This is a genomic window from Sphingomonas sp. NPDC092440 (genome assembly GCF_044754985.1).
Classification (GTDB): domain Bacteria; phylum Pseudomonadota; class Alphaproteobacteria; order Sphingomonadales; family Sphingomonadaceae; genus Sphingomonas.
On record NZ_JBIVQA010000006.1, the window covers coordinates 53,088 to 76,737 of the forward strand.

Below are 23,650 nucleotides of genomic sequence, written 5' to 3' on the forward strand. Positions count from 1 at the left end.
TTTTCCGCTTGCCGGTTTCGCCACAATCATGCCACATTTACGGCAAGATTAGGGCAACATTCGGGCAAGGAGAGAATGCATGCGTGCCAGTTTCCTGATTTCCGTCGCCATTCCCGCGGTCCTGCTGGCCGGCTGCAACAGCCAGCAGGGCAGCTCGACCAGCTACCAGTCCGCCCCCCAGGAAATGGCGGAAGCCGACCAGGCCGCTGCGCCCGAGAATGCGGAGCGCTATGCGCGGAACGATGTGGCCGCAGTCCGCGCGGTCGCGCAGGAACCGGTCTCCACCTTCGCCGTCGATGTCGACACCGCTGCCTATGCCAATGTCCGGCGCTTCCTCACCCAGGGCCAGCTCCCGCCGAAGGACGCCGTTCGCACCGAGGAGCTGATCAACTATTTCCGCTATGACTATCCCCTGCCCCAGGATCGGTCCGCGCCGTTCAGCATCACCACCGATGTCGCGCAGACGCCGTGGAACCCCGCGACGCGGCTGCTGCGCATCGGCCTGCGCGGCTATGATCTGAGCCGCGCCCAGCGCCCGCCGGCCAATCTCGTCTTCCTCGTCGACGTCTCGGGATCGATGGACGAGCCGGACAAGCTGCCGCTGGTGAAGCGCGCACTCGGCATGGTCGCCGACAATATGAAGGCCGGCGATCACGTCTCGATCGTCGTCTATGCCGGGGCGGCCGGTGTAGTGCTCGAGCCGACCTCCAGCCCCGCCGCGGTCCGGGCGGCGCTGAACGATCTCAGCGCGGGCGGCTCCACGGCGGGCGGCGAAGGGATTGCACTCGCCTATGCGATGGCGCGGCGTAACTTCCGCGAGGATGGGGTCAATCGCGTGATCCTTGCCAGCGACGGCGATTTCAACGTCGGCGTCACCGACCAGACCCAGCTCGAGCAGTTGATCGAGAAGAACCGTGACGACGGCATCACGCTCACCGTGCTCGGCTTCGGCCAGGGCAATCTCAACGATGCGATGATGGAGTCGATCGCCGACAAGGGGAACGGCAACTATGCCTATGTCGACGGGATCGACGAGGCGCGGAAAGTACTCGACACCGAACTGGCCTCCGCCCTCTTCACCATCGCGAAGGACGTGAAGGTCCAGGTGGAGTTCAACCCTGCCGCAGTGAGCCAGTATCGCCTGATCGGCTATGAGAATCGCGCGCTGCGCGAGCAGGATTTCCAGAACGACAAGGTGGATGCGGGCGATATCGGCGCGGGGCACCAGGTGACCGCGATCTACGAGATCGTTCCCGCCGGCGCCAAGGGCTGGCTGCCCGACCGCCATTTCGCCGCCAATCGCCGGCCGGAGGGCGAAGGCGCGGGCGGCGGCACGGCGCGCGGCGAACTCGCCCAGATCCGGTTGCGCTACAAGCTGCCCGAGGGCGGCGCTTCGCGTCTGATCACCCGGCCGATCGACGCCGGCCAGTTGCGGAACGCGCCGATGCCGCGCGGCGACCTAGCCTTTGCGGTGGCGGTGGCGGGCTTTGCGCAGAAGCTGCGCGGCGACGACCTGCTCGGCGACTGGGGCTATGCCGACGTCAAGCGCCTCGCCGGCACGCAATGGGGCTTCAGCCAGCAGGCCTGGTGGCGGAGCGAGTTCCTGCGTCTGGTCGACCGCGCGGACGCCCAGACGCGCACCGCTTCGGCGGAGCACCGCGGGGAAGACCGGGCGCTTTAGCCCTCGCATCCGGCGGCGATCCAGGGCGCCGCCGGCCGCCGCGACCCGGCCTTTCATCCCCTGAAGGCCGGGCCGCGGCTCCCGTTCACTTCATATGAGCAAGTCGTCATCCCCTCCATTTTCCCCCGTCATCCCCGCGAAGGCGGGGATCCAGGGCCAAGGGCGGATTGCGCGCGGTCAAGTCCCGCGCGCTCCGGAGAGCGCTCGCTTGGTGGCTCCTTTGCCCCACGCTACCCTGGATCCCCGCCTTCGCGAGGATGACGGGGTTTGCCGATTGCGCGGCGACCCTAGCGGCGGTTCACCGCCGCATCGTCCGCCACGGCCGCATTGTCGGCGACGTTCCCTCCCGCCACCGGCGGTTGCGAGTTCAATCCGTCCGCCGGTCGCGCGCCCGCGCAGCCATGGAGCGGCTTGTCGCCGATGCTGATATCGGCAGTGAGCGGCCGCTCGATCGCGGGATCGCCGCCTTCGATGCAGCGTGCATCGCTGAAGCTGATCGTCACGGGCGCGCCGGCGACGTCCTTGGTGGTCCACACCGCCTTCCCGCCACCGACCTGCGGCGAGACCGGATAGAATTGCGTCACGCTGCCCTCGGTCCCCCGCCCGGCGAAGCGCGTGAGCGTGATCGATCCCGGCGCGACCTCCAGCGACCAGGTCAGCGCGTTGTCGGTGGCGCGCAGCGGCTGGTCGAGCGGCACTTCGCCCAGCCGCGGCCCGGCCGGGCTGGGCCTGGCCGCCGGCGCCTCGGTCTTCTCGCTCGATCCGCAGCCCGCGAGCGCGAGCAACGCGGCAATGGCGAATGCGCGCATTTACCATCCTCCCTTGGCCCCGACCCTGCACGGGCCACGCACGCCGGGTCAAGCCACGCGCCTCGTCTGGAGTTCCCGGTTCCGGCTGTCCTACGCGAGGATGTTCCTGTATTGTTCGCATCCATGTCTGACGCGAGTCGCCTTGCCGCTGCCTGTTCACCGACCTCGCCGGCGCTCCGGGAGAGCGAAACCGGCCCCCCATACCGTAAACTTTGTAAACTTCCGGCGCCGATCCTCGCCTTCCCGCCCCGGCCGCTGCGCTGGCTCTACCTCGATCTCAATTCCTATTTCGCCAGCGTCGAACAGCAGCTGAACCCCGATCTGCGCGGCCACCCGGTGATCGTCGCGCCGGTGGACAGCGACACCACCGTCGCCATCGCCGCCTCGGTCGAGGCGAAACGGTACGGCATCTCCACCGGCACCCCGGTCTGGGAAGCCAGGCGCCTGTGCCGCGATCTGCGGATCACCCCGGCCCGACACGAGAAATATGTCGAGTTCCACGAAGCCGTGCTGGCCGAGATCTGGCAGCATGTTCCCGTCACCCATGTGTGCTCGATCGACGAGGTCGCCTGCCGGCTGCTCGACAACGAGAATGATCCGGCCGCCGCGGTGGCGCTCGCGCATCGGATCAAGGCGGGCATTCGCCGGCATGTCGGCGAATGCCTCACCAGTTCGATTGGCATCGCGCCGAACCGGCTGCTCGCCAAGCTCGCCTCGGACATGCAGAAGCCCGATGGCCTGGTGGTGCTGACGGCGGACAGGCTTCCCCAATGTCTCTACCCGCTGCGCCTGCGCGACATTGCGGGCATCGGCGCCAAGATGGAGAAGCGGCTGGCGCAGGACGGCATTCTCGACATCCGGCAATATTGCGAGCGCCGCCCGCGCGACGCGGGCAATGCCTGGGGCAGCGTCAATGGCGACCGGCTCTGGTATCTGCTCCACGGCGTCGAGCTGCCCGACAAGCCAACGCAGAGCCGCACGATCGGGCACAGCCATGTGCTCAGCCCGCAGAAGCGCGGGCTCGAGCCCACCCGGCTCACCGCCCGCCGCCTGGCGCTCAAGGCCGCCAGCCGCCTGCGCCGCAAGGGCTATCGCGCCCGGCTATTGGTGCTCCACGGCAAGTTCGAGGACGACAAGTCCGGCTGGCGCGCCTCGATCCGCCTGCCGGACACGCAGGACAGCTTCGTCATCCTCCATGCGCTCGACCAGCTTTTCCCCCGCCTGGCCGAAGCGGGGCGCCGCCGGCCCGGCGGTTTCCGGCTGCGCATGGTGGGGGTGACGCTCTGCGAAATCGCGGCGGTGGAGGGCGAGCAGGGTTCGCTGTTCGCCGCGCTCGATCCGGACGATCCGCTGGCCCGCGAGACGCGCACGCTCGCGCTCAGCCGCGCGATGGACCGGATTAACCATAGGTTCGGCCGCAACGCCGTTTCGGTCGGCCCGTTGCACGGTGGCAGAATCGACCGGGTTGGGACAAAGATCGCTTTCGGACGTATTCCGGAAATGAGCGAATTCCATGAATGACATCGGTGTCTGTCATCGGATCGCAATATTCCAGACGTGATACCGCACCGCACAAATGGAATGTAACTCTATAACACGAATCGCTTGACGATTCTTGCATGGTGAACGAAAGCTCCTGCCCGCTATGAAGAAAGCCCCCCTTTTTGCCGCCGCCGCCGTGCTCCTTTCGCTCGCGGCCTGTGAGAACAAGCCCGAGGAAGTCACGGGTACCGCTCCCGACCCCCAGGCCGAAGCGCTGAAGAACGCTCCGAAGGTCGAGCTGCCGCCGTCGATCGCTTCCTCGGTCTCGATGCGCTGCAAGGACAACACCGTCGTGTTCGCCGACTTCTACAAGGGCGACAAGCAGGTCCTGATCAAGGAGAGCAAGGACGGCCCGGGCAAGATGCTCAAGGCGCCGGAAGCCGGCCAGCCCTTCGTCGCAGAGGGCGGCTACAAGGTCACCGGCACTGCCAAGAACGCCACGATCGAGATTCCGGGCAAGGGCTCGCGCGCCTGCCACGCCTGATCGCGGCACCCAGTGTTTTCATCCAGGGGTCGGCGGGCATTCCCGCCGGCCCTTTTTCATGCAAGGCTTGAAGGCGAAGGGAGCGAATCCGGGTGGCGACTGTCGCGATCTACAGCCTGAAGGGCGGTGTCGGTAAGACGACGCTGGCCGTGAACTTGGCCTGGGCTTCCGCGACCCTGTCCGCGCGGCGCACCCTGCTCTGGGATCTCGATCCCCAGGCCGCCGCCACCTTCCTGGTCGAGCCGCAGGGCAAGACCCGCGACCAGGCCCAGGCGATCTTCACCAAGGACGTGGCGCCGGCCAAGCTGGTCCAGCACACCGGCACCGAGCGGCTCGATCTGATCGGCGCGGACACGTCGCTGCGCGGCCTCGACCTGACGTTCCACGAGCTCGACAAGAAGAAACGGCTGGCCAAGCTGCTCGCCGAGCTCGACCGGGCCTATGACCGGATGCTGCTCGATTGCCCGCCCGGCCTGACCGAGACGAGCGAGCAGGTGATGCGCGCCGCCGACCTGATCGTGGTACCGGTGATCCCTTCCCCGCTCTCCACCCGTGCCTTCGAGGAAGTTTCGGCACATCTCGCCCGCAAGGGCGGCAAGGTGCCGCTGATGCCGGTCCATTCGATGGTCGATCGCCGGCGCAAGCTCCATGCCGAGGCAGTGGCCGCGCGTCCGGACTGGCCGGTGATCCCGATGGCGAGCATCGTCGAGGCGATGAGCGTGCGCCGCGCCGCGGTGGGCAGCTATGCCCCCCGCACGCCCGGCGCCCAGGCCTTTGCCGGGCTGTGGCAGGCGATCGAGCGCCGGCTGGCGGGCAAGAAGCGTTGAGCCGCGCCCAGCCGCCCCAGCAGGAGCTGGACCCGGACCTGGTGCTGCGCGCCTATGCCATGGGCGTCTTCCCCATGGCCGATCATCGCGGCGCGGCCAGCGTCTATTGGGTCGAGCCCAAGCTGCGCGGCGTGCTGCCGCTGGACGGCTTCCACTTCTCCCGCTCGCTCAGGAAGCTCATCCAGGTGGGCCGTTTCCGCCTGACCGTCGATGCCGCGTTCGAGCGGATCATCCAGCTTTGCGCGGAGAGTGCAGCCGATCGGCCGGATACCTGGATCAACGGCCCGATCGAGCGGGTCTTCCTCGAGCTGCACCGCCGCGGCTTCGCCCATTCGCTCGAATGCTGGGACGGCGATACACTCGCCGGCGGCCTGTATGGCCTGGCGCTGGGCCGGGCCTTTTTCGGGGAGTCGATGGTCACCCGGGTCCCCAACGCCTCGAAGGTCGCGTTCGCGCATCTCGTCGCGCGGCTCGGGGCCGGTGGGTTCACGCTGCTGGACTGCCAGTTCATCACCGAGCACCTCGCCACGCTCGGCGCGGTCGAGATTCCGCGTGACGACTATGTCGCGTTGCTGGCCGGGGCGCTGGGCGATTCGGCGGCCGGGCTCTCCGTCGGCGCGCCGTCCGTCGACGGCGACTTCTTCGCGCTCGACGCATTGCCCGATCCGCTGCCGCCCGCCGCCGGCGCGGGCACCGTGTCGGGCCCGCTATCGCGGAAAGTCATCGCGCAGCTCTTGGGCCAGACGTCATAGACCGGATGCTGGACGACGTTGAGCGCCGGGCGCTCCGCGAACAGCCAGCCCGAATGGACCCGGTGCCACTGCTTGTCGAGTTCGAGTACATCGACCTGCACAAAGGCGCCGGTAAGCTGGTCCGCTTCCCAGGGCGCGGTCTTGTCGCAGGCCCTGAGTCGGACGATCACATCGCCGATCCGCACTGCCTGGCCCGGTTTCAGCTTGAACTCGCGCGCTTCGCCGTTGCGCTTGTTGAGGATGCCGAGCACCGCGACGCGGTCCTTCATCGGCGTTGCCGCCGCATCCTCGACTGCCTTGCCGTCGCGATCGACGGTGATCACGCCGGCCGCCTTGTCCGAATCGTCACCGCCGGTGACGATCTCGTCCGAAACAATGTTGTTCGTGGGGCCGCCGCCGCTGCCCGAGCAGGCGCCGAGCGCGAGCAGCAGCCCGGCCGCGGCGGCCCCGGCACGGCAGCGGATCATGCGCCGGGGGTCCAGGCCTCGTAGTCTCCGGTGGCGCGGGCGCGGTAGCCGCCCTTTTCCAGCGCCCCGCTCGGGCGATAAGCGAGCTGCGAGCCGGTCAGATTCATCTCGGCGGGCTTTTCCCACGCCTTGGGCGCCGGCAGCGCCTGGTCCGGGGCCGAATCGATCTGGTGATGCAGCCAGCTGAACCATTCCGGCGGCACCCGGCTCGCGTCGTTCGAGCCGTTATAGATGACCCAGCGGCGCGGAATGCCGTTGGGATCCTGACCACCCTCGTAATAGACGTTGCCCAGATCGTCCTCGCCCACGCGCGTCTTGCCGCGCAGGCCCATCCAGGTGCCGAAGGTGGCGCCGTTCCACCAGGTGAAGGGATTGAGATTGAGACCCATGGGCGCGGATTAGCGAGGAGCGCGAGTGGAGGCAATCCTTACTGCTTCGCCCAGCGCACCTTGTCGCCGGCCCGGATGCCGAGCTTCGCCGAAACGCCCGCATTGAGCTCGAGCACCGCCGCCACCGGCTCGCCCGATTTCACATTCTCCTCCGAGAACGGCACGGCATTCTCGCCGATCCGGGCAATGGTCCCGTCCTCGCGGATGAACAATATGTCGAGCGGGGTGGGCGTGTTCTTCATCCAGAAGCTCGCCTCGCGCGGTGGGCCGTCGGCCGGATAGGGCGCGAAGAGCATGCCGCCGTCCTGCGGGATGTTGGTGCGGAACATCAGCCCGCGCTCCTGCTCGGCCGTGGTGCGGGCGAGCTCGACATGGAAGACGTGCGGGCCGCTGGCGCTGTCGACCGTCACCTCGACCTTCCGCACCGCCTGCACCGCGGCGGGGCCGGCCTCCGCCTCGCCCTGGCACGCACCCGAGACGAGCAGCACCGACGCGGCGAGCGCCGCGCCCAACCCATGCAGGAACCTCATCGTCTCAGCCGGTCCTTTCGACCGCCACGGCGAGCGGTCCCTTTTCGCCATCGACGATGCGCGCGACGAGCGACTGGCCGGGTTCGACCTCCTCGATATCGGCGCGGCGCAGCGTCTCCATATGGACGAATATATCGGCCGAGTCAGACTCGCGCACCAGGAATCCATAGCCTTTCAGGCGGTTGAACCATTTCACCGCCACCGGCTCGAACGGGCCGGCAGTGGCGATCAGCTTCACCCGGTCGGCGCGCTCGGCCTGGCGCTTGGGCGCCTCGATCGCCTGGCTGAGGTCGATCGAGAGAATCTCGCGCGCCTGCAGCCCCCGCTGACGCTGCACCGCGGTGCACTCCACCCGCGCGCCCTCTGGCAGCGAGCGGCGGCCATGGTCCTGAAGCACGGTGAAGTGGATCAGGATATCGCCCACGGCGGCGTCATCGGCGACGAGAAAGCCGAATCCCCGCGTAACGTCGAACCATTTCACGACACCGGCAAAGACCTGGCTTTCATCCACCGGGTCCTCGCCAATCCCCCCGTTATCGTTCGGCGTGTCTGTATAGTCGTTCTGCGCAACCTGTTGGTCAGCACGCATTTCCTGTTCCCCCGAACGGTCACATTAACATGGTATTTTCCATAAATGGAATTGCCTTTGTTGCCGATCTGGCATCAAGCGCTGCCAAATGCGGTTTCCGGGTCATCCCCCGGCGCCATGCGGACGATCGCGCGGGCCAATCCCGGCGCATGCCCGGCACGGATCATCGCAGCCATCTGCTTCTCCTGGAGCGCCCGGTCCGCCACTTCGCGGGCATAGGGGCCGATGCGCCGGCGCCGGGCAAAGACGATCGCACTCGCAAGCGCTTCCGCCGCGAGCGCCGGGGCCAGCGCGGCGGCATCCTCCTCCTCCACTCCGGCGAACCGCAGCGCCTCGCGCACCCGGCGCGCGCCCAGCCCGCGCCGGGCCATCGCCCCGGCCTTGGATTCGGCATAGAGGCGGTCGTCGACATAGCCGAGCCCGGCCATGCGCTCGGCCAAAGCCTCCGGATCGGGCGATTTTTCTCCCGCCCAGCCACGCTCGCGCAGTTTTCGGGACAGATAGGCCGCAAGTTTGGCCCTTGTCGTAGCGTAACGTTCGACATAGCGGAGCGCGTAACGCTCCAGATCGGCGCTATTCAGCGGTGGCAGGGGGCGTCTCGGGGCTGGCATGCGCCATGATTGTGCCACAGTGGCAACCGATTTTGAACGACAGTGCGTAGCAGAGGCTAGCCTCAAAAAATTCGTCGTGGGGGCACGACGTTGGCTACCACGCAGGGGCACGGAATAAAGAATGGTATTGGACGTTACGGGATCGCTCGAGGCAGAAAAGGAAGCGGGAACGCTCGCGCCTACGCCTACCGATGACAGCCTGCCGCGTCGCCTCGCGGACTTCGAGACGCTGGGCGAAGCGCTCGACTATGCCGCCAAGGGCAAGCGCGGGCTCAATTTCCACGATGCGCGCGGCAACCTCGTGCGCCCCTATCCCTTCGCGGAGCTGCGCGAGGATGCGTTGAAGCAGGCCTGGCGCCTGATCGCCGCGGGCGTGAAGCCCGAGGACCGCATCGCGCTGATCGCGGAGACGGGCGCCGAGTTCGCCTCGCTGTTCTTCGGCGTCATCTATGCCGGCGCCTGGCCGGTGCCGCTGCCGCTGCCCACCAGCTTCGGCGGCGCTCAGTCGTATATCGACCAGCTCACCGTCCAGCTGCAGAGCTGCGACCCCTCGATGCTGCTCTTCCCGCCCGAGATCGGCGCGATGTGCGCCGAGGCCGCGCGCGGCCGGGGCGTGCCGGGCCTGGACTGGTCCGAATTCGTCCAGCGCGACGCGGTGCCGACGCCGCTGCCCGAGGCGAAGACGACCGACATCGCCTATCTGCAATATTCGAGCGGCTCGACTCGCTTCCCGCACGGCGTGGTGATCACCCACCATGCCCTGCTCAACAACCTGGCGGCGCACAGCCACGGCATGCACGTGACCGATGGCGATCGCTGCGTCTCGTGGCTGCCCTGGTACCATGACATGGGCCTGGTCGGCTGCCTGCTCTCGGTCGTCGCCAACCAGGTCTCGACCGATTACCTGAAGACCGAGGATTTCGCCCGGCGCCCGCTCGCCTGGCTCGACCTCATCAGCCGCAACCAGGGCAACACGCTCAGCTACTCGCCGACCTTCGGCTACGACATCTGCGCCCGCCGCATGTCGAGCCAGACCAAGGCCAGCGACCGTTTCGACCTGAGCCGCTGGCGCGTCGCCGGCAACGGCGCCGACATGATCCGCCCCGACGTGATGCAGTCGTTCGTCGACGCCTTCGCCGATGCGGGCTTCAAGGCCACCGCCTTCCTGCCGAGCTATGGCCTGGCGGAAGCCACCCTCGCCGTTTCGATCATGCCCCCGGGCGAAGGCATCATGGTCGAGCTGGTCGAGGAGACCCAGCTCTCGGGCGGCGACACTGCCCGCGGCGATCGCCCGCAGCGGTTCCGCGCCATCGTCAATTGCGGCGTCCCTGCGCGCGACATGACGATCGAGATCCGCGAGGAAGACGGCACGCCGCTTCCCGAAAAGGCGATCGGCAAGGTCTGGTGCAAGGGCCCGAGCGTGATGGTCGGCTATTTCCGCGACCAGGAATCGACCGATGCCTGCCTGGTCGACGGCTGGCTCGACACCGGCGACATGGGCTATATGTCCGACGGCTACATCTACATCGTCGGCCGCGCCAAGGACATGATCATCATCAACGGCAAGAACCACTGGCCCCAGGATATCGAATGGGCCGTGGAGCAGCTGCCGGCGTTCAAGCAGGGCGACGTCGCCGCCTTCGCGATCACCACGCCGGGCGGTGAGGAGACGCCGGCCGTGCTGGTGCAATGCCGCACCTCGGACGAGCAGGAGCGCCTGCGCCTGCGTGACGAGATCCGCGAGCGCGTCCGCTCGGTGACCGGCATGAACTGCGTGATCGAGCTCGTCCCGCCGCGCACCCTGCCGCGCACCAGCTCGGGCAAGCTCAGCCGCGCCAAGGCGCGCAACCTCTATCTGAACGGCGAGATCAAGCCCTACGCGCTCGCCGCGTAAGGGCTCGCCAACCACCCGTCGAAACACTGTTCCCCGGCCAAGGCCGGGGCCAGTTGCGATGCCGCCGGAGAGGCCTACCCGCCTCTCCGCGTTCGCCGAGACTGGGCCCCGGCCTTTGCCGGGGAACTGCTGGTCCTTCCTACGCGGGCGCCGCAGCCGACTCGCCAAAGTCCACGAAGTACACGCCAAGAACCGGTTTTTGCGGGGGCTTATTTTCCCTCTTTTCCCGAAAACGCCGCGCATCTCGCAATATCCTTGCGCGGGCGTGATCCTATTTTCCCAACAAAGTGAAAGAGCGGCCGGAGCCAGGGCCCGGCTGCGTCAAGGAAACAGGCGAAATCCTACATTGCAAGCACACGCTGGGAGTGCGTCTCACAAACTTCCCCCGACCACGCGATCGATGATCGCATCGTCGGCGGGGATCTGCCGGTCGAGCATCAGCATCGCGAGGCCGTGCGCGCAGGACCAGGCGTGGATGGCGATCACTTCGGCGTCGCCGCCATGCGAGGTCGCCGCGGCACGGGCATTTTCCTTGAGGAAGGCCATCGCACTGTTCTCATGCGCGAGCGCCGCGCTATCCATGTCGGGATTGGCGAAGATCAGCCGGAACAGCGCCGGATTGGCGAGCGCGAAGCGGACATAGGCCGCGCCCGTCGCCGCGAAGCCCGCCTTGCCGCCGCCGGCGCGCTCGGCCGCTTCGTGCTGCACCTCAGCGAGGCGCCGCAGCCCCTCGCCCGCCAGCGCGGTCATCAGCGCCTTCTTGTCCGGGAAGTGCCGGTAGAGCGCAGTCGCGCTGACCCCGACGGTGCGCGCGATCTCGCGCAGCCCGAGATCGTCGGCGGTACGCGTCTCGAGCAAGGCGAGCCCGGTTTCGATCGCCGCCGCGCGCAGATCGCCATGATGATAGGCCTTGCCGGCCTCCGATGTTGACACTGTTACCATTTGCCCGCTATGTGAACAGCGTCAACTTAGCCCAGGAGGCGACAATGGCAAGCGCGATCGAGCTGACGAACGACACTCTGGATCACCCCTTTCTCTCCGGCATCCACACCCCGATGCGGGCCGAGCTGACGCTGGAGGCGCTGCCTGTGACCGGCACGATCCCCGCCGCGCTCGACGGCCAGTACATGCGGATCGGCCCCAACCCGGTCGATCCGGATCCCAAGGGCTATCACTGGTTCATCGGCGACGGCATGGTCCACGGGCTGGCGATCCAGGGCGGCAAGGCGCTGTGGTACCGCAACCGCTGGATCCGCTCGACTCGCGCCGCCCCCGCGCTGGGCGAAGCCCCTGCCCCCGGCCCGCGCCATGGCAGCTTCGACACGGTGAACACCAATGTCGTCGAGATCGCCGGCGAAGTGCTGGCGATGGTCGAAGCCGGCAGCACCCCGGTGACGCTGTCGCGCGACCTGGAGAGCCAGGCCTATAGCGATTTCGGCGGCACGCTGGCCGGCTCCTTCACCGCGCATCCGCACCGCGATCCGCTGACCGGCGAGCAGCATGCGATCACCTATGCCGCGATGGCGCCCAACACCGTGCATCACGTCGTGATCTCGCCCGAGGGCAAGGTGATCCGCGAGGAGCCGATCGCGGTGGCGCACGGTCCTTCGATCCACGACTGCGCCTTCACTGCCCGTTATGCGCTGGTGCTGGACCTGCCGGTGACGCTGTCGATGCAGGCGGCGATGGGCGGCGCGCGCTTCCCCTATCGCTGGAACCCCGAACACCGGGCCCGGATCGGGCTGGTCCCGCGCCAGGGCCGGGGCGAGGAGACGATCTGGATCGACATCGACCCCTGCTACATCTTCCACACGGTCAACGCCTATGACCTGCCCGACGGCCGGGTGGTGCTCGACGCGGTGACCTATGATACGATGTTCGAGGGCGATCCCGATGGGCCCAATGCCGTGCCGCGCGGGCTGGAGCGCTTCCTGCTCGATCCGGCGACCCAGAGCGCCGAGCGGCAGCTGCTCGATGCCGCGCCGCAGGAATTCCCCCGCCCCGACGAGCGGCGCTGGGGCCAGCCCTATCGCTATGCTTATACAATGGCGCTGCCCGACAACCGCTTCGGCATCGCCGCCACGCAGCTCTACAAGCATGACCTGCAGGCCGGCACGCGCCAGACGCACGAATTCGGCGCGGGGCAGTATCCGGGCGAGTTCGTCTTCGTGCCGGCATCGCCCGAGGCCGGCGAGGACGAAGGCTGGCTGATCGGGCTGGTGGTCGACCTGGCGGGCGAGACGACCGACCTGGTGATCCTCGACGCGCGCGATTTCGAAGGAGCGCCGGTGGCGAGCATCCGCCTGCCCCACCGCGTGCCGCCGGGCTTCCACGGCAACTGGATCGCCGCCTGATCCCCCCGGGCCGGGGCGGCGCCGCCGTCGCCCCCGGTTCAGGCGGCGAGCTTCAGCCGAGCGAGCATCGCCTGCTCGTCGGGCCGCAGGGTGAGCACGCGCACGCCCGAGGCGGTGACCGCCACGGTATGCTCGAACTGGGCGGAGAGCGAACCGTCCTGCGTCACCACGGTCCAGCCATCCGCCTCGGTACGCACGCCGCGGCGGCCGCGATTGAGCATCGGCTCGATCGTGAAGACCATGCCCTCGCGCAGCAGCACCCCGGTGCCCGGGCGGCCGAAATGGAGGATCTGCGGATCCTCGTGCATCTCGCGGCCGATGCCGTGCCCGCAATATTCGCGCACCACCGAATAGCCGAGCCGCTTGGCGTGGCGCTCGATCGCCCAGCCGATGTCGCCGGTGCGCGCGCCGGGACGGACCGCGGCGATGCCGAGCCACATCGCCTCATAGGTGCCCTGGACCAGCCGTCGGGCGGCGGGCGCGACCTCGCCGACCAGATAGGTCTTGCTCGAATCGGCGATGTAGCCGTTCTTCTCCAGCGTGATGTCGAGGTTGACGATGTCACCGTCGCACAGCACGTCGCCCGGCGAGGGCACGCCGTGGCAGACCACCTGGTTCACCGAGGAATTCAGCACGAATTCAAAGCCATACTGGCCCTTGCTCGCCGGGCGCGCCTGAAGGTCTTCGGTGATGAACCGCTCGACCAGGGCATCGATCTCGAGCGTCGACCTGCCCGCCAGCGGGGTGGCATCGAGCATCGAGAAGACCGAGGCGAGCAGCCGGCCCGATTCGGCCAGCAACGCGACTTCCTCAGGCTGCTTTGTCATGCGCCACCAGGCCGAGCGGTGGCGCCGAGACCCCGGCCTCGCGCAGCTCGCGCTCGATGATCTCGTTGAAGCTCAGCGTCGGGTTGGTCTCGCACAGCATGCCGATCCTGATCCAGAACGCCGCCTGCGCGTTGATCGAGCGCACCGAAACCTTGCTCGCCCGGCGGAGCTGATCGTGCAACTCCTCTTCGATGTTGACGATGCCCATCAGGCCCTCCCTATATGATTCGCATACGGATCGTATATGAACCATATATCCGGATGCCAAGCCCCGCCGAAAAATCGGCGTTCGGGCCTGCCCGCCTAACCACTCGCTAACCAGCGCCGGGCTACACTCTCTGGGTGAACAGCCAGACGACCTCGCAATTCGCCCGGCCGCGCATCGATGCGCGTGCGCTTTTGGGCCTGTACGACCCGGCGGACACCACCGACTGGGGGCCGATCCGCGCTGCCCAGCTCCATGCCGGCAGCCAGCTGGCGCTGTTCATGCTCGCCGCCAATGTGATCGGCGCCTCGCTCGTCACGATCCTCCTCGCCCCGCTGGTCCCGCTCTGGCAGCTGGCGAGCTGGGGCGCGATCGTCGCCGCCGCGGGCACCGCGGTTGCCTTCCGCCGCCTCGCCAGGCGCCACCGCACCGCCGTCACCGCCACGCTGGGCGATGTGCGCGACACCGTGCTCGACGGGGTGGCGCTGGGCGCGGCCTGGTCGATCCCGCCCCTTGCCTTCGGCCATCTGGTGGACGCCAGCGCCGCACTCGGCCTGTGGATCGTCGTCTCGCTGCTGATGACCGCCAGCGCCGTCGCCATGGCCGCGCTGCCGCTCGCCACCATCACCTTCGTCGCGATCGTCGGCACCGCGCTGGTGGTGACGCTGTCGCTGATCGCCTCGCCGATGCTCGCCGCCGCATCGGCGCTGTTCACCGTGCTGCTCGTCATGGCCACCTTCGCCCGCGGCAAGGCGCTCGTCGTGATCCGCGCCGGCGAGATGGCGATCGCCGAGCGCGACGAGACGCTGAGCCTGCTCCTGCGCGAGAACGAGCGCGAGGGCGAGGCCGACTGGCTGTGGGAGATCGACGCGCAGCGCCGCGTCGCCCGCGCCAATCCGCGCTTCTCCAAGTCGCTGGGCGTCGATCCCAAGGCGATCAACGGCATGCCCTTCCTCCAGGTGCTCGCCGGGCCGACCTGGGAGGACGGCAATTTCGCCGCCGGCCTGCGCGACCTGGCCGAGAAACTGAAGACGCGCGATCCCTTTCACGACCTGTTGCTGCCGGTCTTCGTCAATGGCGAGGAGCGCTGGTGGGAAATGTCCGCCAGCCCGCGCTACGACGAGGGCGGCACCTTCATCGGCTTCCGCGGCGTCGGCTCGGACGTGACCGAGGCGCGCGCCTCGGCCGACCAGATCAGCAAGATGGCGCGGTTCGACACGCTCACCGGCCTGCCCAACCGGCTGCTGCTCAACGAGACGCTGGCCCGCGCGATGGCCGAGGCCGAGAAATGGGGCTCGCGCTGCGCCTTCATGATGATCGACCTCGATCGCTTCAAGGCAGTGAACGACACGCTGGGCCACCCGGTGGGCGACCGGCTGCTGATGCGCGTCTCGGAACGGCTCAAGCAGCTGATGAGCGAGAACGAGATGGTCGGGCGGCTCGGCGGCGACGAGTTCGCCGTGGTGGTGCGCGACGCGACCGACACGGCAGGCATCGAGCGGCTGGCCCAGGCGATCATCGACACGGTCTCGCGCCCCTACGAGATCGACCAGAACACGCTGTTCATCGGCGCTTCGGTCGGCCTTGCCGTGGGGCCGCGCGACGGGCGCACCGCCGAGATGCTGATCCGCTCGGCCGACCTGGCACTCTATCGTTCCAAGGACACCGGCGGCGGCGCCTTCCATTGCTACGAGCCGCAGCTGCACATGGCCGCCGAGGAGCGGCGCGTGCTCGAGATCGCGCTGCGCAGCGCGGTCGAGAATGGCGAGATGCACCTCAACTACCAGCCCGTGGTGCTGGCGGACACCGGCTCGCTGGCCGGCTTCGAGGCGCTGCTGCGCTGGACCCACCCGGAATTCGGCGTGGTCTCGCCCGCCAAGTTCGTGCCGCTGGCCGAGGATGCCCGGCTGATCCCGGCGATCGGCGAATGGGTGCTGCGCACTGCCTGCAAGGAAGCGGCGCGCTGGGATTCGGAAGTGCGCGTGGCAGTGAATGTCAGCCCCGAGCAGCTCCATTCGCCGAGCTTCGCCACCATGGTGGCGCAGGCCCTGGCCCAATCCGGCCTGCCCCCCGAGCGGCTCGAGCTGGAAGTGACCGAGAGCGTGTTCATGCGCGAGGGAACCCAGGCGATCCATGTGCTCGAGCGCGTGCTCGAACTGGGCGTGCGCCTGAGCCTGGACGATTTCGGCACGGGCTATTCCTCGCTCGGCTATCTGGCCCATACCCGGTTCAGCTCGATCAAGATCGACCGCAGCTTCGTCCAGGGCGCTTCCAAGGGCACCAAGGAAGCGATCGCGATCATTCGCGCGGTGGTGGCGCTGGCCGACAGCCTGGGCATGGCGACGACGGCGGAAGGCGTGGAGACCGAGGAGGAGCACCACATGGTGCAGCAGCTCGGCTGCACCAAGGTGCAGGGCTATTATTTCGGCCGCCCGCTCCCCGTGCAGGAAGCGCGGGCGCTCGCCACGCGCCCGCCAGGCGGCGCCAGCGCCGCCGCCTGACCCCGGCCATCACTTTGCCGGCCCGCTCCGCCGCGGCTCGGTCGGCAGCGGGCGTCGCGGGAAGGGCTTGTCCGCATTCGCCGCGTTCCACAGGAAGCTCGCCAGGATGATCGAGGCCTGGCGCATGTCGTCGGCGTCGAGATGGTCGAACGTGTCCATCGAAGTATGATGCATGCGGCCATAATCGTTCCAGTCCTGGATGAACTGGAAGCCCGGCACGCCGACCATCTGCATATATTCATTGTCCGGCCCGGTATTGTCCGACGCGGCGACCGTGGTGGCCCCCATCGACGCGAAGGGCGCCAGCCAAGCCTGGAAGATCGGCACGGCCGCCAGATTGCGATAGGCATAGACCCCGCGGATCCTGCCCGAGCCGTTGTCGAGATTGAAATAGACCGACATCTCGCCCCAGGTCGGCCGCTTCACGATCGGCCAGCTCATCGAGCGGAGCCAGAAGCGCCCGCCCACCCCGACCTCGGGCTCGGCCGGCGGCACCCGCCGGGCGAGGTATTGTTCGACAAAGGCCGAGCTGCCGATCATCCCCTGCTCCTCGGCACCCCATAGCGCGAAGCGGATGGCACGGCGCGGGCGCGGCATCTTCGAGAGGATGCGAGCCGCCTCCATCACCATCGCCACGCCCGCACCATTGTCCGCCGCGCCGTCCGCCGCCGCCGCGCTGTCGAGATGCGCGCCAGCCATCACATAGGCGGCCTTCGGATCGCTGCCGGGGATCTCGGCGAAGATGTTATAGGCCTGCGGATCGCTGTCGTCGTAATGGACCACGCTTTCGATCGCGAGCGTCGGCGCGTGGCCGGCATCGGCGAGGCGGACGAGGCGGCGATAATCCTCCGCTGCGATCTCGACCGCGGGCAAGGGTGCCTCGTCACCCGGCGCGAAGCGATGGCCGTCGCCCATCACCAGCTTGCCGTCCCGGTTGGTGATCCGCGCATAGGCGAGCGCGCCCTCGGCCTTCAGGAAATCCTCCATCTGGCGCGGGAAGAAATAGGATTTCTCCAGCCTGGCCAGGCCGTCGGAAGTGAATTTGGGCGGCTCGTAGACGGCGAGCCTGGCGAATTCCTCGGCGGTGACGGGCGAAGCGGCCGGCGGGGTCCGCACCTCGTCGGTGGTCGATACCAGGACGATCCTGCCGGCCAGCTTGCCCTTCCACCGGGCGAAATCGGCCCGGCTCGTCATCGGCGCGAAGACGATCGGGGCGGTGATCACGCCGTTCGTCCCCGGCGTCCAGCTGATCGGGATGGCGGTGAGCGCAAGCGGCCGGGGGGCGATCATCCGCACACTGGCGCGCTCCATCCACCAGCCGCGCCCGAAGGGGAAGCCTTCCTTGTGGACATTGGCAAGGCCCCAGCCGCGGAACTTCTCCTGCGTCCAGGCCTCGGCCTTGCGCGCGCCGGGGGAATTGGTGAGCCGGCTGCCGATCTCGTCGCTCAGATAGCGCGCGATCTCCATCACCTCGCCCCGCCGCTGGCCCTCGTCGACGATGCGATCGGTCATCTCTAGGTCCACGGCCTGGCCCCGGACCACGAGCGGCGAGACGCCGAGCACCAGCGCGAGCACGGCAGCGCCGCCGCGCAGGAGAACTGAGTTCGATTGGTTCTTCATGTCGCTCACCATGCCTTGCGCAGCGAGACGCTGACAAAGCGGCCCAGCGGCGAATAGTTGGTCGAATCATAGTTGACGGTGGTCTCGTCGAACGACGCGAGATAGGGCGGCCGCGCGTCGGTGAGATTGTTCACGTACAGCCCGATCTCGAAGCCCTTCAGCGGGCCATGGGCCGCCGGCGCCTTCCACATCAGCGACAGGTCAAGCGTGGTCATGTCGCCCCGCCGCACCGGCGGGGCGACGTTCAGATCGGTGATGGGGCCGGTATAGTTGGCGAACAGCGCCGCCGTGAATCCGCCGAGATGCCCGGTCGCGCCGCCACGCCCGCGGAAGCGGGGCGGATTGAAGTTGACGCCGGCAAGCTGGATGAGCGGCGCGCTCGCGGTGTTTCGCTGATTGCTGCGCAACCAGCTCGCCTGGCCCGAAAGCGTCACATCGCCGCTCGAGACCGGAATCCGATAGCTGCCGACCAGATCGACGCCCCTGATCCGCTGGCGCGCGGCATTGACGAGCTGGTTGCGGATGATCGCCACTACCTTGGCCGGGTCGTAGGGCGTGCCGGTGTAGTTGCCGAGGCCCCTGCTGTCGCGGGCGATCAGCGCGGCCTGCTGGGCCGGGGTCGGGGCATAGTCGATGAACTCCTGCAGCGCCGGATTGTCCAGCACCTTGAGCGTGGCGTTGCTGGCCGGCTGGACCACCCGATCGGTATAGTCGATGTCGAAATAGGTGGCCGACAGCTTCAGGCCCGGCACCGCCCGGGGATGCAGGTCGAGCGTCGTCGACAGGGTGCGCGCGCGCTCCGGCTTCAGGTCGCGATTGCCGCCCGACGTGAACAGGACGGTCGATCCGGCGGGATAATTGCCCCCGTAATAGAAGGCGGGCTGGAGCCCGACCCGGAACAGCTGGAACTCGTTGCGCAGCGTCGGTGCCTTGAACGAGCGCCCCCAGGACAGCTTGAGGTCGAGATCCGGCGCAGGCGCATAGACGAGGCCGAGCTTGGGCGTGGTGACGCCGCCGAAGCGATCATATTCCTCATGGCGCAGCGCGGCGGAGAAGCTCAGCTGGTGCAGAAAGGGCGAGGCATTGGCGGCGGAGACCAGCGGCACGAACAGCTCGCCAAAGCCGTAATAGTTGCCGCGCCCGTCGCCGGTGGGCACGGCGGACGTGGCGGAATAGACCTTGAGATGGTTGAAGCGATACCCCGCCCCCACCGCCAGCCGCACATCGCCGCCGGGAATCGCGAACAGCCGGCCGTCCGCGTCCAGCTCGCCGCCATAGGCGTAGTTGTCATAGATGCTGCTGCCGCCATCGTTATAGCCGGTGACCTTGTCGATATTGTCGTCGAAACGGCGGGTCTTGTTGGCACCATAGGACGCGCTCAGCGACGCCTTCCAATCCCCGGGCAGGCGCCATGTCAGCGTCGGCGAGATCGCGTAATTCTCGTTGCTGAAACGAGTCGTCGCGGCGAAGGCGACGGTCGAATATTCGGCACCGTCGCTGTGGCGCCAGCTGTACAGGCCGTCGATACTGAAGGTCAGGCGATCGGTGAGATCCTGGTGCGCGGTGACGAGGCCGCTGAAATGCTTGTGCGCATCGAGCAGCGTGTTGGGGCCGATGACGTAGCGGGTATAGTCGCGCTGGTCCGATCGCACCGCATTCTGCCGGTCATATTGCAGGGCGACCAGCGCGCCGCCGCCGCTCCAGCGGCCGCCGCCGACCACGCCATATTCCTGCAGGAACCCGCCGCCGTCGGTGGCGGTGCCGAAACGCAGCGAGGTGCTCACGCCCTCGAAGTCGCGCCGCAGGATGATGTTGGCGACGCCGCCGACGGCATCCGACCCATAGAGCGCGGAGGCGCCATCGGGCATGATCTGGAGCTCCGCCACCGCGTCGAGCGGAATCGCCGAGACGTCGACCGCCTGGGCGGTTCCGTCATAGGGAAGCCGGCGGCCGTTCAGCAGGGTGAGCGTCGCGTCCGGGCCGAGGCCGCGCAGGTTCAGCGCGGAGGAGCCGGACGCATTGGTGTTGGCGGCCGTGCCGGCCTGGAACCGCGCGCCCGGATTCTGCCCGCCATTATAGTTGCTGGGGATGTTGCGGATCACTTCGCCCAGATCGCGCTGCCCGGCCTCGCGCATCTGGCGCTGGTCGATCCTGACCACCGGCGAGGCGACGGGAGCCCCGGCGATGTGGGTGCCGGTGACGACGATCTCCTGCTCGGCCGCGACGGCTTTCTCGAGGTCCGGCTCCCCGTCCTGCATGGCGGCCGCGCTGGCCGTCGCGGCGACGACGACGAACACGCCGCGCGCGCTGCGCGAGACGCTCAACCCCGATCCGCGGATCAGCGCCGCGATCGCCGCATCGGCGGTATAGGAGCCGCGCAGCGCATTGCTCCGCTTGCCGCGCACGACCTCGCCGCGAAATACGATCTGCTCATGCGTGACCCCCGCGACGGTCTTGAGCGCGGACTCCATGTCCTGTGCGGGAATGTCGAGCCGATAGCTGGCCTGCATTTGCGCCGATACCGGCGGGAGGCAGCTCGCGGCCACCACCACGGCGGCCCCCATGCGAAGCAGCGCCATCGATCCCCTCATCCCTGTTCCCCTGTATCGCTCCTCGTTCGCCGGGAGCTTCCGGGAAGAAAGACGCACGAGGGGCGATATCGCGAAACGCCCGGACCGAACGGCGTTTTCCCCTCAATCGTCGGAGGAATCGCTGCCCCGACCTAGCGTTCGGGCGCGCGGAGGATCAGGGTTTCGCCGCGCCGCAACTTGCGCAACCCGTAGAGCGTGACGACTCCGTCGACAAAGGCTTCGGTGTCGCCGGCGTTGAACGTGCCGCTTACCGGCAGCGCCGCGGTGACGGGATCCTCGATCGCCAGGCTGGCGCCGGAATAGCGATTGACTCGCTCCACGGCGACGCCCAGCGGCTCGTCCGAGAAGACGAGCTGCCCCTGTTCCCAGGCGGAACTGCGCGCCGTATCCACCGTCTCGAGCCGCGCCGCCGCCGAAGCGCCGGTGGGAATGATCAGCGCGGTGCTGGGCGCGAGCATCCGGTCCGCCGGCGTTCGGCCGTCCCCCTGGAGCGGAACGTGCCGCGGCGCCTGGTCCGCGGGCCCATCCTCGAGCACCGAGACCGAGCCCTGGTAGAGCACTACCCGCATCTCGGCCCGGAAGAGCTCGACACTGAACGCGGTTCCCGTCGCGACCACCATCCGATCGCCGGCCATGACCATGAAGGGCCGCCGCGGATCCTTGGCGACTTCGAACCGCGCCCGCCCGCCGAGCAGGCGCAGCGCGCGACGCTCGCCGTCATAGCGCACCTCGACGGCGCTCGCCGCGTCCAGCGAGAGCCGCGATCCGTCGTCCAGCAGGACCACGCGGCGCTCGCCGATCCCGGTCCGATAGGTTTCGCCGCGCGGATAGAAATGGAAGGTGGCGACGATCAGCAGCAGGCAGGCGGCAAGCGCCCCCAGCGCGTGGCGCAGCTCCGGTCTCCAGCTGCGCGGGGCGCGACGACCGGTCTGGCTGAGCGCCTTCAGCGCATCCGCGCGGACCGCGACCAGCTCGGGAACCTCGGCGGCCTGGCCCGCCATTCGCCACGCCCGCGCGATGCTGGCCAGCGCCTCGCGATTGGCCGGATGGGCCTCGAGCCACAATTCGAGCTCGAGCTCCTCCTCCAGGGCGATCGGCCCTTCATGGAACCGCATCAGCCATGCCACCGCCTGCTCGCGGGCCGCTTCCGGATCGCCGCCGCTCACTGGCACTCCTCCATTGCCCCCGCCAGCGCCCCCAGTGCGCGCTGGACATGGATCTCGACCATGCGAACCGACAGGCCGAAGCTGTCCGCGATCGTGCGCTTGTCGATGTTCTCGATGCGATACAGCGTGAAAATCCTTCGCGTCTTCTCGGGCAGTTCGGCGATCGTGCGCGCAACGAGATCGAGGTTCTCCCGCCCCTCGGCAACCCGGTGCGGATCCAGCGGATCGATGCCCAGGAAATCCTCGACCGCCCGGGCTTCCCGATAGCTGGTGCGCACCCGCTCGCGCCGTCCCTTGTCGCGCAGCAGGTTTGCCGCGATCCGGAAGACATAGGCATCCGCCATCGGCGCCTCGCGCTTCGGATCACGCACGATACGGAAGAAGACGTCCTGGGTAAGGTCCTCGGCTTCCGGCAGGGTCTGGACGCGCCGCGCGAAGAACGCGATCAGGGCGCGGCGCAAGCGCTGGTCGTTCTCCGTCAAATCCTGTCGCACGGCCTTGTTCAACGGCTTCACACCTCCGACAGCATAACGCGCGGCACCGCGGAATCCGAAACGCGAAATTGCCGCCCCCCGGGGAGCATCGACCCGTTGCCCGCAAGGATTAATTCTTCGTAACCTTTGCACCGCTTCGGGGCACATGCGCAGAATCCGCGTGCAGCTGCGGGTTCCCGTCTATAGGGTGGATCGCTTAAATGCCGGGAATCGAATGGAATCCCCATAAGCAGAGAAATTCGGGAGTGTGGTTTGGCGTCGCATCCGGTCCGCGTTCACCGTTACACGACCGCAGATATAGCGCCCGGCGACCGCTTTGAGGCGTGGCGGGGCTATTGGCCGAACATGGGCTCGCTCTTCCGCACCGAGCCGCTGGAGACCTTCCGGGTATCGAGCGAGCTCGTGCGGCTGGGCGAGATCGGCTTCATGTACACCGACATCGCCTCGCAGCGCTGGAAACGCGACAAGCGGCTCGTCGACATGGGGCAGGACACCATCGCAGCCGTCGTGAACCTGGACGGCAAGGCAGCCGGCATCGCGGGCAGGAACGACTGGGTGCAGATGCCCGGCTCCGCGGTTCTCGTCGACCATAGCCAGACATCGCTCCACGATTCCGCCGGCGGGCGCAGCATCGGTTTCTCCGTGCCGCGCCGGCTGGTGATCGAAGCAGGGCTGGACCCGGCCAGCCTGCACGGCTTGGCGCTGAGCCCCGCGGAAAGCGCGATGCTCACCTCGCACATGCTGCAGGTGCGCGAGGCCCTGCCCCGCTTCACCGAGGCGGATGCGCCCCAGCTCGGCAAGTCGATGCTCGACGTGCTCGTGCTGACGCTCAAGGCTGCGAGCCGCACCGAGGCGTCGGGCTTCCGCCAGGATCCCGCGACGCTGATGATGCGCGCGCGCAAGGAAGTGCAGGCGCATCTCGGCTCGCCTGCGCTCACCGTCGCCAATCTGTGCCGCAAGCTGGGCGTTTCGCGCAGCACGCTGCACCGGCTGTTCGAGGAAGGCGGCGGCGTCCAGGCCTATATCCGCGACATGCGGCTGGAGGCGGCGCGCCAGGCCCTGCTCAACCCGGAGAATCCCGAGCGGATCGGCGACCTTGCCGAACGGCTGGGCTTCAGCGACGCGGCGCATCTGAGCCGGCTGTTCAAGGCGCGCTTCGGCGAGACCCCCAGCGATTGCCGCGCACGGAGCCCGCTAAGCCGTTGATGTCCCGAAGCGGGACCCGTGCCGCGCTGCGACATCGGTCCAATTCGGTGAGACAGGCATTCAACAGCAAAATCCCACCTCGGGACTAAGGAATTCCCCATGTCTGCCATG

21 protein-coding genes and 1 pseudogene are annotated in these 23,650 nt (G+C 67.9%); 9 read left to right on the top strand and 13 right to left on the bottom strand.

Going from position 1 to position 23,650, the window contains the following annotated elements:
* Positions 1-79: 79 nt before the first annotated feature.
* A complete protein-coding gene (locus ACIQCS_RS11645) occupies positions 80-1,681 on the top strand; it encodes a VWA domain-containing protein (protein ID WP_345847497.1) in 1,602 nt (533 codons plus the stop codon).
* A 287-nt stretch (positions 1,682-1,968) separates the two neighbouring features.
* Here the strand turns inward: ACIQCS_RS11645 and ACIQCS_RS11650 are convergent, their stop codons facing one another.
* Positions 1,969-2,490, bottom strand: coding sequence for a hypothetical protein (locus ACIQCS_RS11650; protein ID WP_345847498.1), 522 nt, complete (start codon positions 2,488-2,490; stop codon positions 1,969-1,971).
* 123 nt (positions 2,491-2,613) lie between these two features.
* Between ACIQCS_RS11650 and ACIQCS_RS11655 the strand changes: the two genes are divergently transcribed.
* The 4 genes from ACIQCS_RS11655 (at position 2,614) to aat (ending at position 6,095) form a co-directional block, all read left to right on the top strand.
* Positions 2,614-4,011, top strand: coding sequence for a type VI secretion protein ImpB (locus tag ACIQCS_RS11655; RefSeq protein ID WP_345847500.1), 1,398 nt, complete (start codon positions 2,614-2,616; stop codon positions 4,009-4,011).
* A 124-nt stretch (positions 4,012-4,135) separates the two neighbouring features.
* Positions 4,136-4,516 (top strand): hypothetical protein, encoded by a 381-nt coding sequence (locus ACIQCS_RS11660; RefSeq protein ID WP_345847501.1) that lies wholly within the window; start codon positions 4,136-4,138, stop codon positions 4,514-4,516.
* Positions 4,517-4,608: 92 nt separating this feature from the next.
* The gene (locus tag ACIQCS_RS11665) at positions 4,609-5,343 is read left to right on the top strand and encodes a ParA family protein (protein WP_345847502.1); all 735 of its coding nucleotides are present in this window, start codon (positions 4,609-4,611) and stop codon (positions 5,341-5,343) included.
* Positions 5,340-6,095: a leucyl/phenylalanyl-tRNA--protein transferase gene (gene aat, locus ACIQCS_RS11670; protein WP_345847503.1), complete on the top strand. Its 756-nt coding sequence runs from the start codon at positions 5,340-5,342 to the stop codon at positions 6,093-6,095. Before ACIQCS_RS11665 ends, aat begins: the two co-directional genes overlap by 4 nt.
* Before the next feature lie 35 nt (positions 6,096-6,130).
* Here the strand turns inward: aat and ACIQCS_RS11675 are convergent.
* The 5 genes and pseudogenes from ACIQCS_RS11675 to ACIQCS_RS11695 all read right to left on the bottom strand — a co-directional run.
* Positions 6,131-6,562, bottom strand: a pseudogene (locus tag ACIQCS_RS11675) (DUF2155 domain-containing protein); the annotation flags it as partial.
* Entirely contained in the window at positions 6,559-6,951 is a 393-nt protein-coding gene (locus ACIQCS_RS11680) for an NADH:ubiquinone oxidoreductase subunit NDUFA12 (RefSeq protein WP_280279701.1), read from the bottom strand. The pseudogene ACIQCS_RS11675 and the gene ACIQCS_RS11680, both read right to left, overlap by 4 nt.
* A gap of 38 nt (positions 6,952-6,989) precedes the next feature.
* Positions 6,990-7,481 (bottom strand): DUF192 domain-containing protein, encoded by a 492-nt coding sequence (locus ACIQCS_RS11685; protein ID WP_345847505.1) that lies wholly within the window; start codon positions 7,479-7,481, stop codon positions 6,990-6,992.
* A gap of 4 nt (positions 7,482-7,485) precedes the next feature.
* Complete coding sequence (locus ACIQCS_RS11690; RefSeq protein WP_280279703.1) at positions 7,486-8,070, bottom strand: cold shock domain-containing protein; 585 nt, start codon at positions 8,068-8,070, stop codon at positions 7,486-7,488.
* Positions 8,071-8,144: 74 nt separating this feature from the next.
* Positions 8,145-8,510 (bottom strand): RecX family transcriptional regulator, encoded by a 366-nt coding sequence (locus ACIQCS_RS11695; protein ID WP_345847507.1) that lies wholly within the window; start codon positions 8,508-8,510, stop codon positions 8,145-8,147.
* A gap of 292 nt (positions 8,511-8,802) precedes the next feature.
* On the opposite strand from ACIQCS_RS11695, the gene ACIQCS_RS11700 reads away from it, so the two are divergent.
* On the top strand, positions 8,803-10,575 hold the full coding sequence (locus ACIQCS_RS11700) for a fatty acyl-AMP ligase (RefSeq protein ID WP_345847508.1): 1,773 nt from the start codon (positions 8,803-8,805) through the stop codon (positions 10,573-10,575).
* Between the two features lie 372 nt (positions 10,576-10,947).
* Here the strand turns inward: ACIQCS_RS11700 and ACIQCS_RS11705 are convergent, their stop codons facing one another.
* Complete coding sequence (locus tag ACIQCS_RS11705; RefSeq protein ID WP_345847509.1) at positions 10,948-11,517, bottom strand: TetR/AcrR family transcriptional regulator; 570 nt, start codon at positions 11,515-11,517, stop codon at positions 10,948-10,950.
* Positions 11,518-11,561: 44 nt separating this feature from the next.
* On the opposite strand from ACIQCS_RS11705, the gene ACIQCS_RS11710 reads away from it, so the two are divergent.
* Positions 11,562-12,929 (top strand): carotenoid oxygenase family protein, encoded by a 1,368-nt coding sequence (locus ACIQCS_RS11710; protein ID WP_345847511.1) that lies wholly within the window; start codon positions 11,562-11,564, stop codon positions 12,927-12,929.
* A gap of 38 nt (positions 12,930-12,967) precedes the next feature.
* Here ACIQCS_RS11710 and map read toward each other — a convergent pair whose 3' ends face one another.
* Positions 12,968-13,756, bottom strand: coding sequence for a type I methionyl aminopeptidase (gene map / locus ACIQCS_RS11715; protein WP_345847512.1), 789 nt, complete (start codon positions 13,754-13,756; stop codon positions 12,968-12,970).
* On the bottom strand, positions 13,740-13,964 hold the full coding sequence (locus ACIQCS_RS11720) for a ParD-like family protein (RefSeq protein ID WP_345847514.1): 225 nt from the start codon (positions 13,962-13,964) through the stop codon (positions 13,740-13,742). The genes map and ACIQCS_RS11720 overlap by 17 nt, the downstream gene beginning before the upstream one ends.
* Before the next feature lie 134 nt (positions 13,965-14,098).
* On the opposite strand from ACIQCS_RS11720, the gene ACIQCS_RS11725 reads away from it, so the two are divergent.
* Positions 14,099-16,462, top strand: a complete 2,364-nt coding sequence (locus ACIQCS_RS11725; RefSeq protein ID WP_280279707.1) for a bifunctional diguanylate cyclase/phosphodiesterase — start codon at positions 14,099-14,101, stop codon at positions 16,460-16,462.
* 9 nt (positions 16,463-16,471) lie between these two features.
* Here ACIQCS_RS11725 and ACIQCS_RS11730 read toward each other — a convergent pair whose 3' ends face one another.
* The 4 genes from ACIQCS_RS11730 to ACIQCS_RS11745 form a co-directional block, all read right to left on the bottom strand.
* Complete coding sequence (locus ACIQCS_RS11730; RefSeq protein ID WP_345847515.1) at positions 16,472-18,082, bottom strand: M20/M25/M40 family metallo-hydrolase; 1,611 nt, start codon at positions 18,080-18,082, stop codon at positions 16,472-16,474.
* 5 nt (positions 18,083-18,087) lie between these two features.
* Complete coding sequence (locus ACIQCS_RS11735) at positions 18,088-20,661, bottom strand: TonB-dependent receptor (RefSeq protein WP_345847517.1); 2,574 nt, start codon at positions 20,659-20,661, stop codon at positions 18,088-18,090.
* A 143-nt stretch (positions 20,662-20,804) separates the two neighbouring features.
* Complete coding sequence (locus ACIQCS_RS11740; protein WP_345847520.1) at positions 20,805-21,839, bottom strand: FecR domain-containing protein; 1,035 nt, start codon at positions 21,837-21,839, stop codon at positions 20,805-20,807.
* A complete protein-coding gene (locus ACIQCS_RS11745) occupies positions 21,836-22,333 on the bottom strand; it encodes an RNA polymerase sigma factor (RefSeq protein WP_345847521.1) in 498 nt (165 codons plus the stop codon). The genes ACIQCS_RS11740 and ACIQCS_RS11745 overlap by 4 nt, the downstream gene beginning before the upstream one ends.
* A 345-nt stretch (positions 22,334-22,678) precedes the next feature.
* On the opposite strand from ACIQCS_RS11745, the gene ACIQCS_RS11750 reads away from it, so the two are divergent.
* The gene (locus tag ACIQCS_RS11750; protein ID WP_345847524.1) at positions 22,679-23,539 is read left to right on the top strand and encodes an AraC family transcriptional regulator; all 861 of its coding nucleotides are present in this window, start codon (positions 22,679-22,681) and stop codon (positions 23,537-23,539) included.
* Positions 23,540-23,650: the final 111 nt, after the last annotated feature.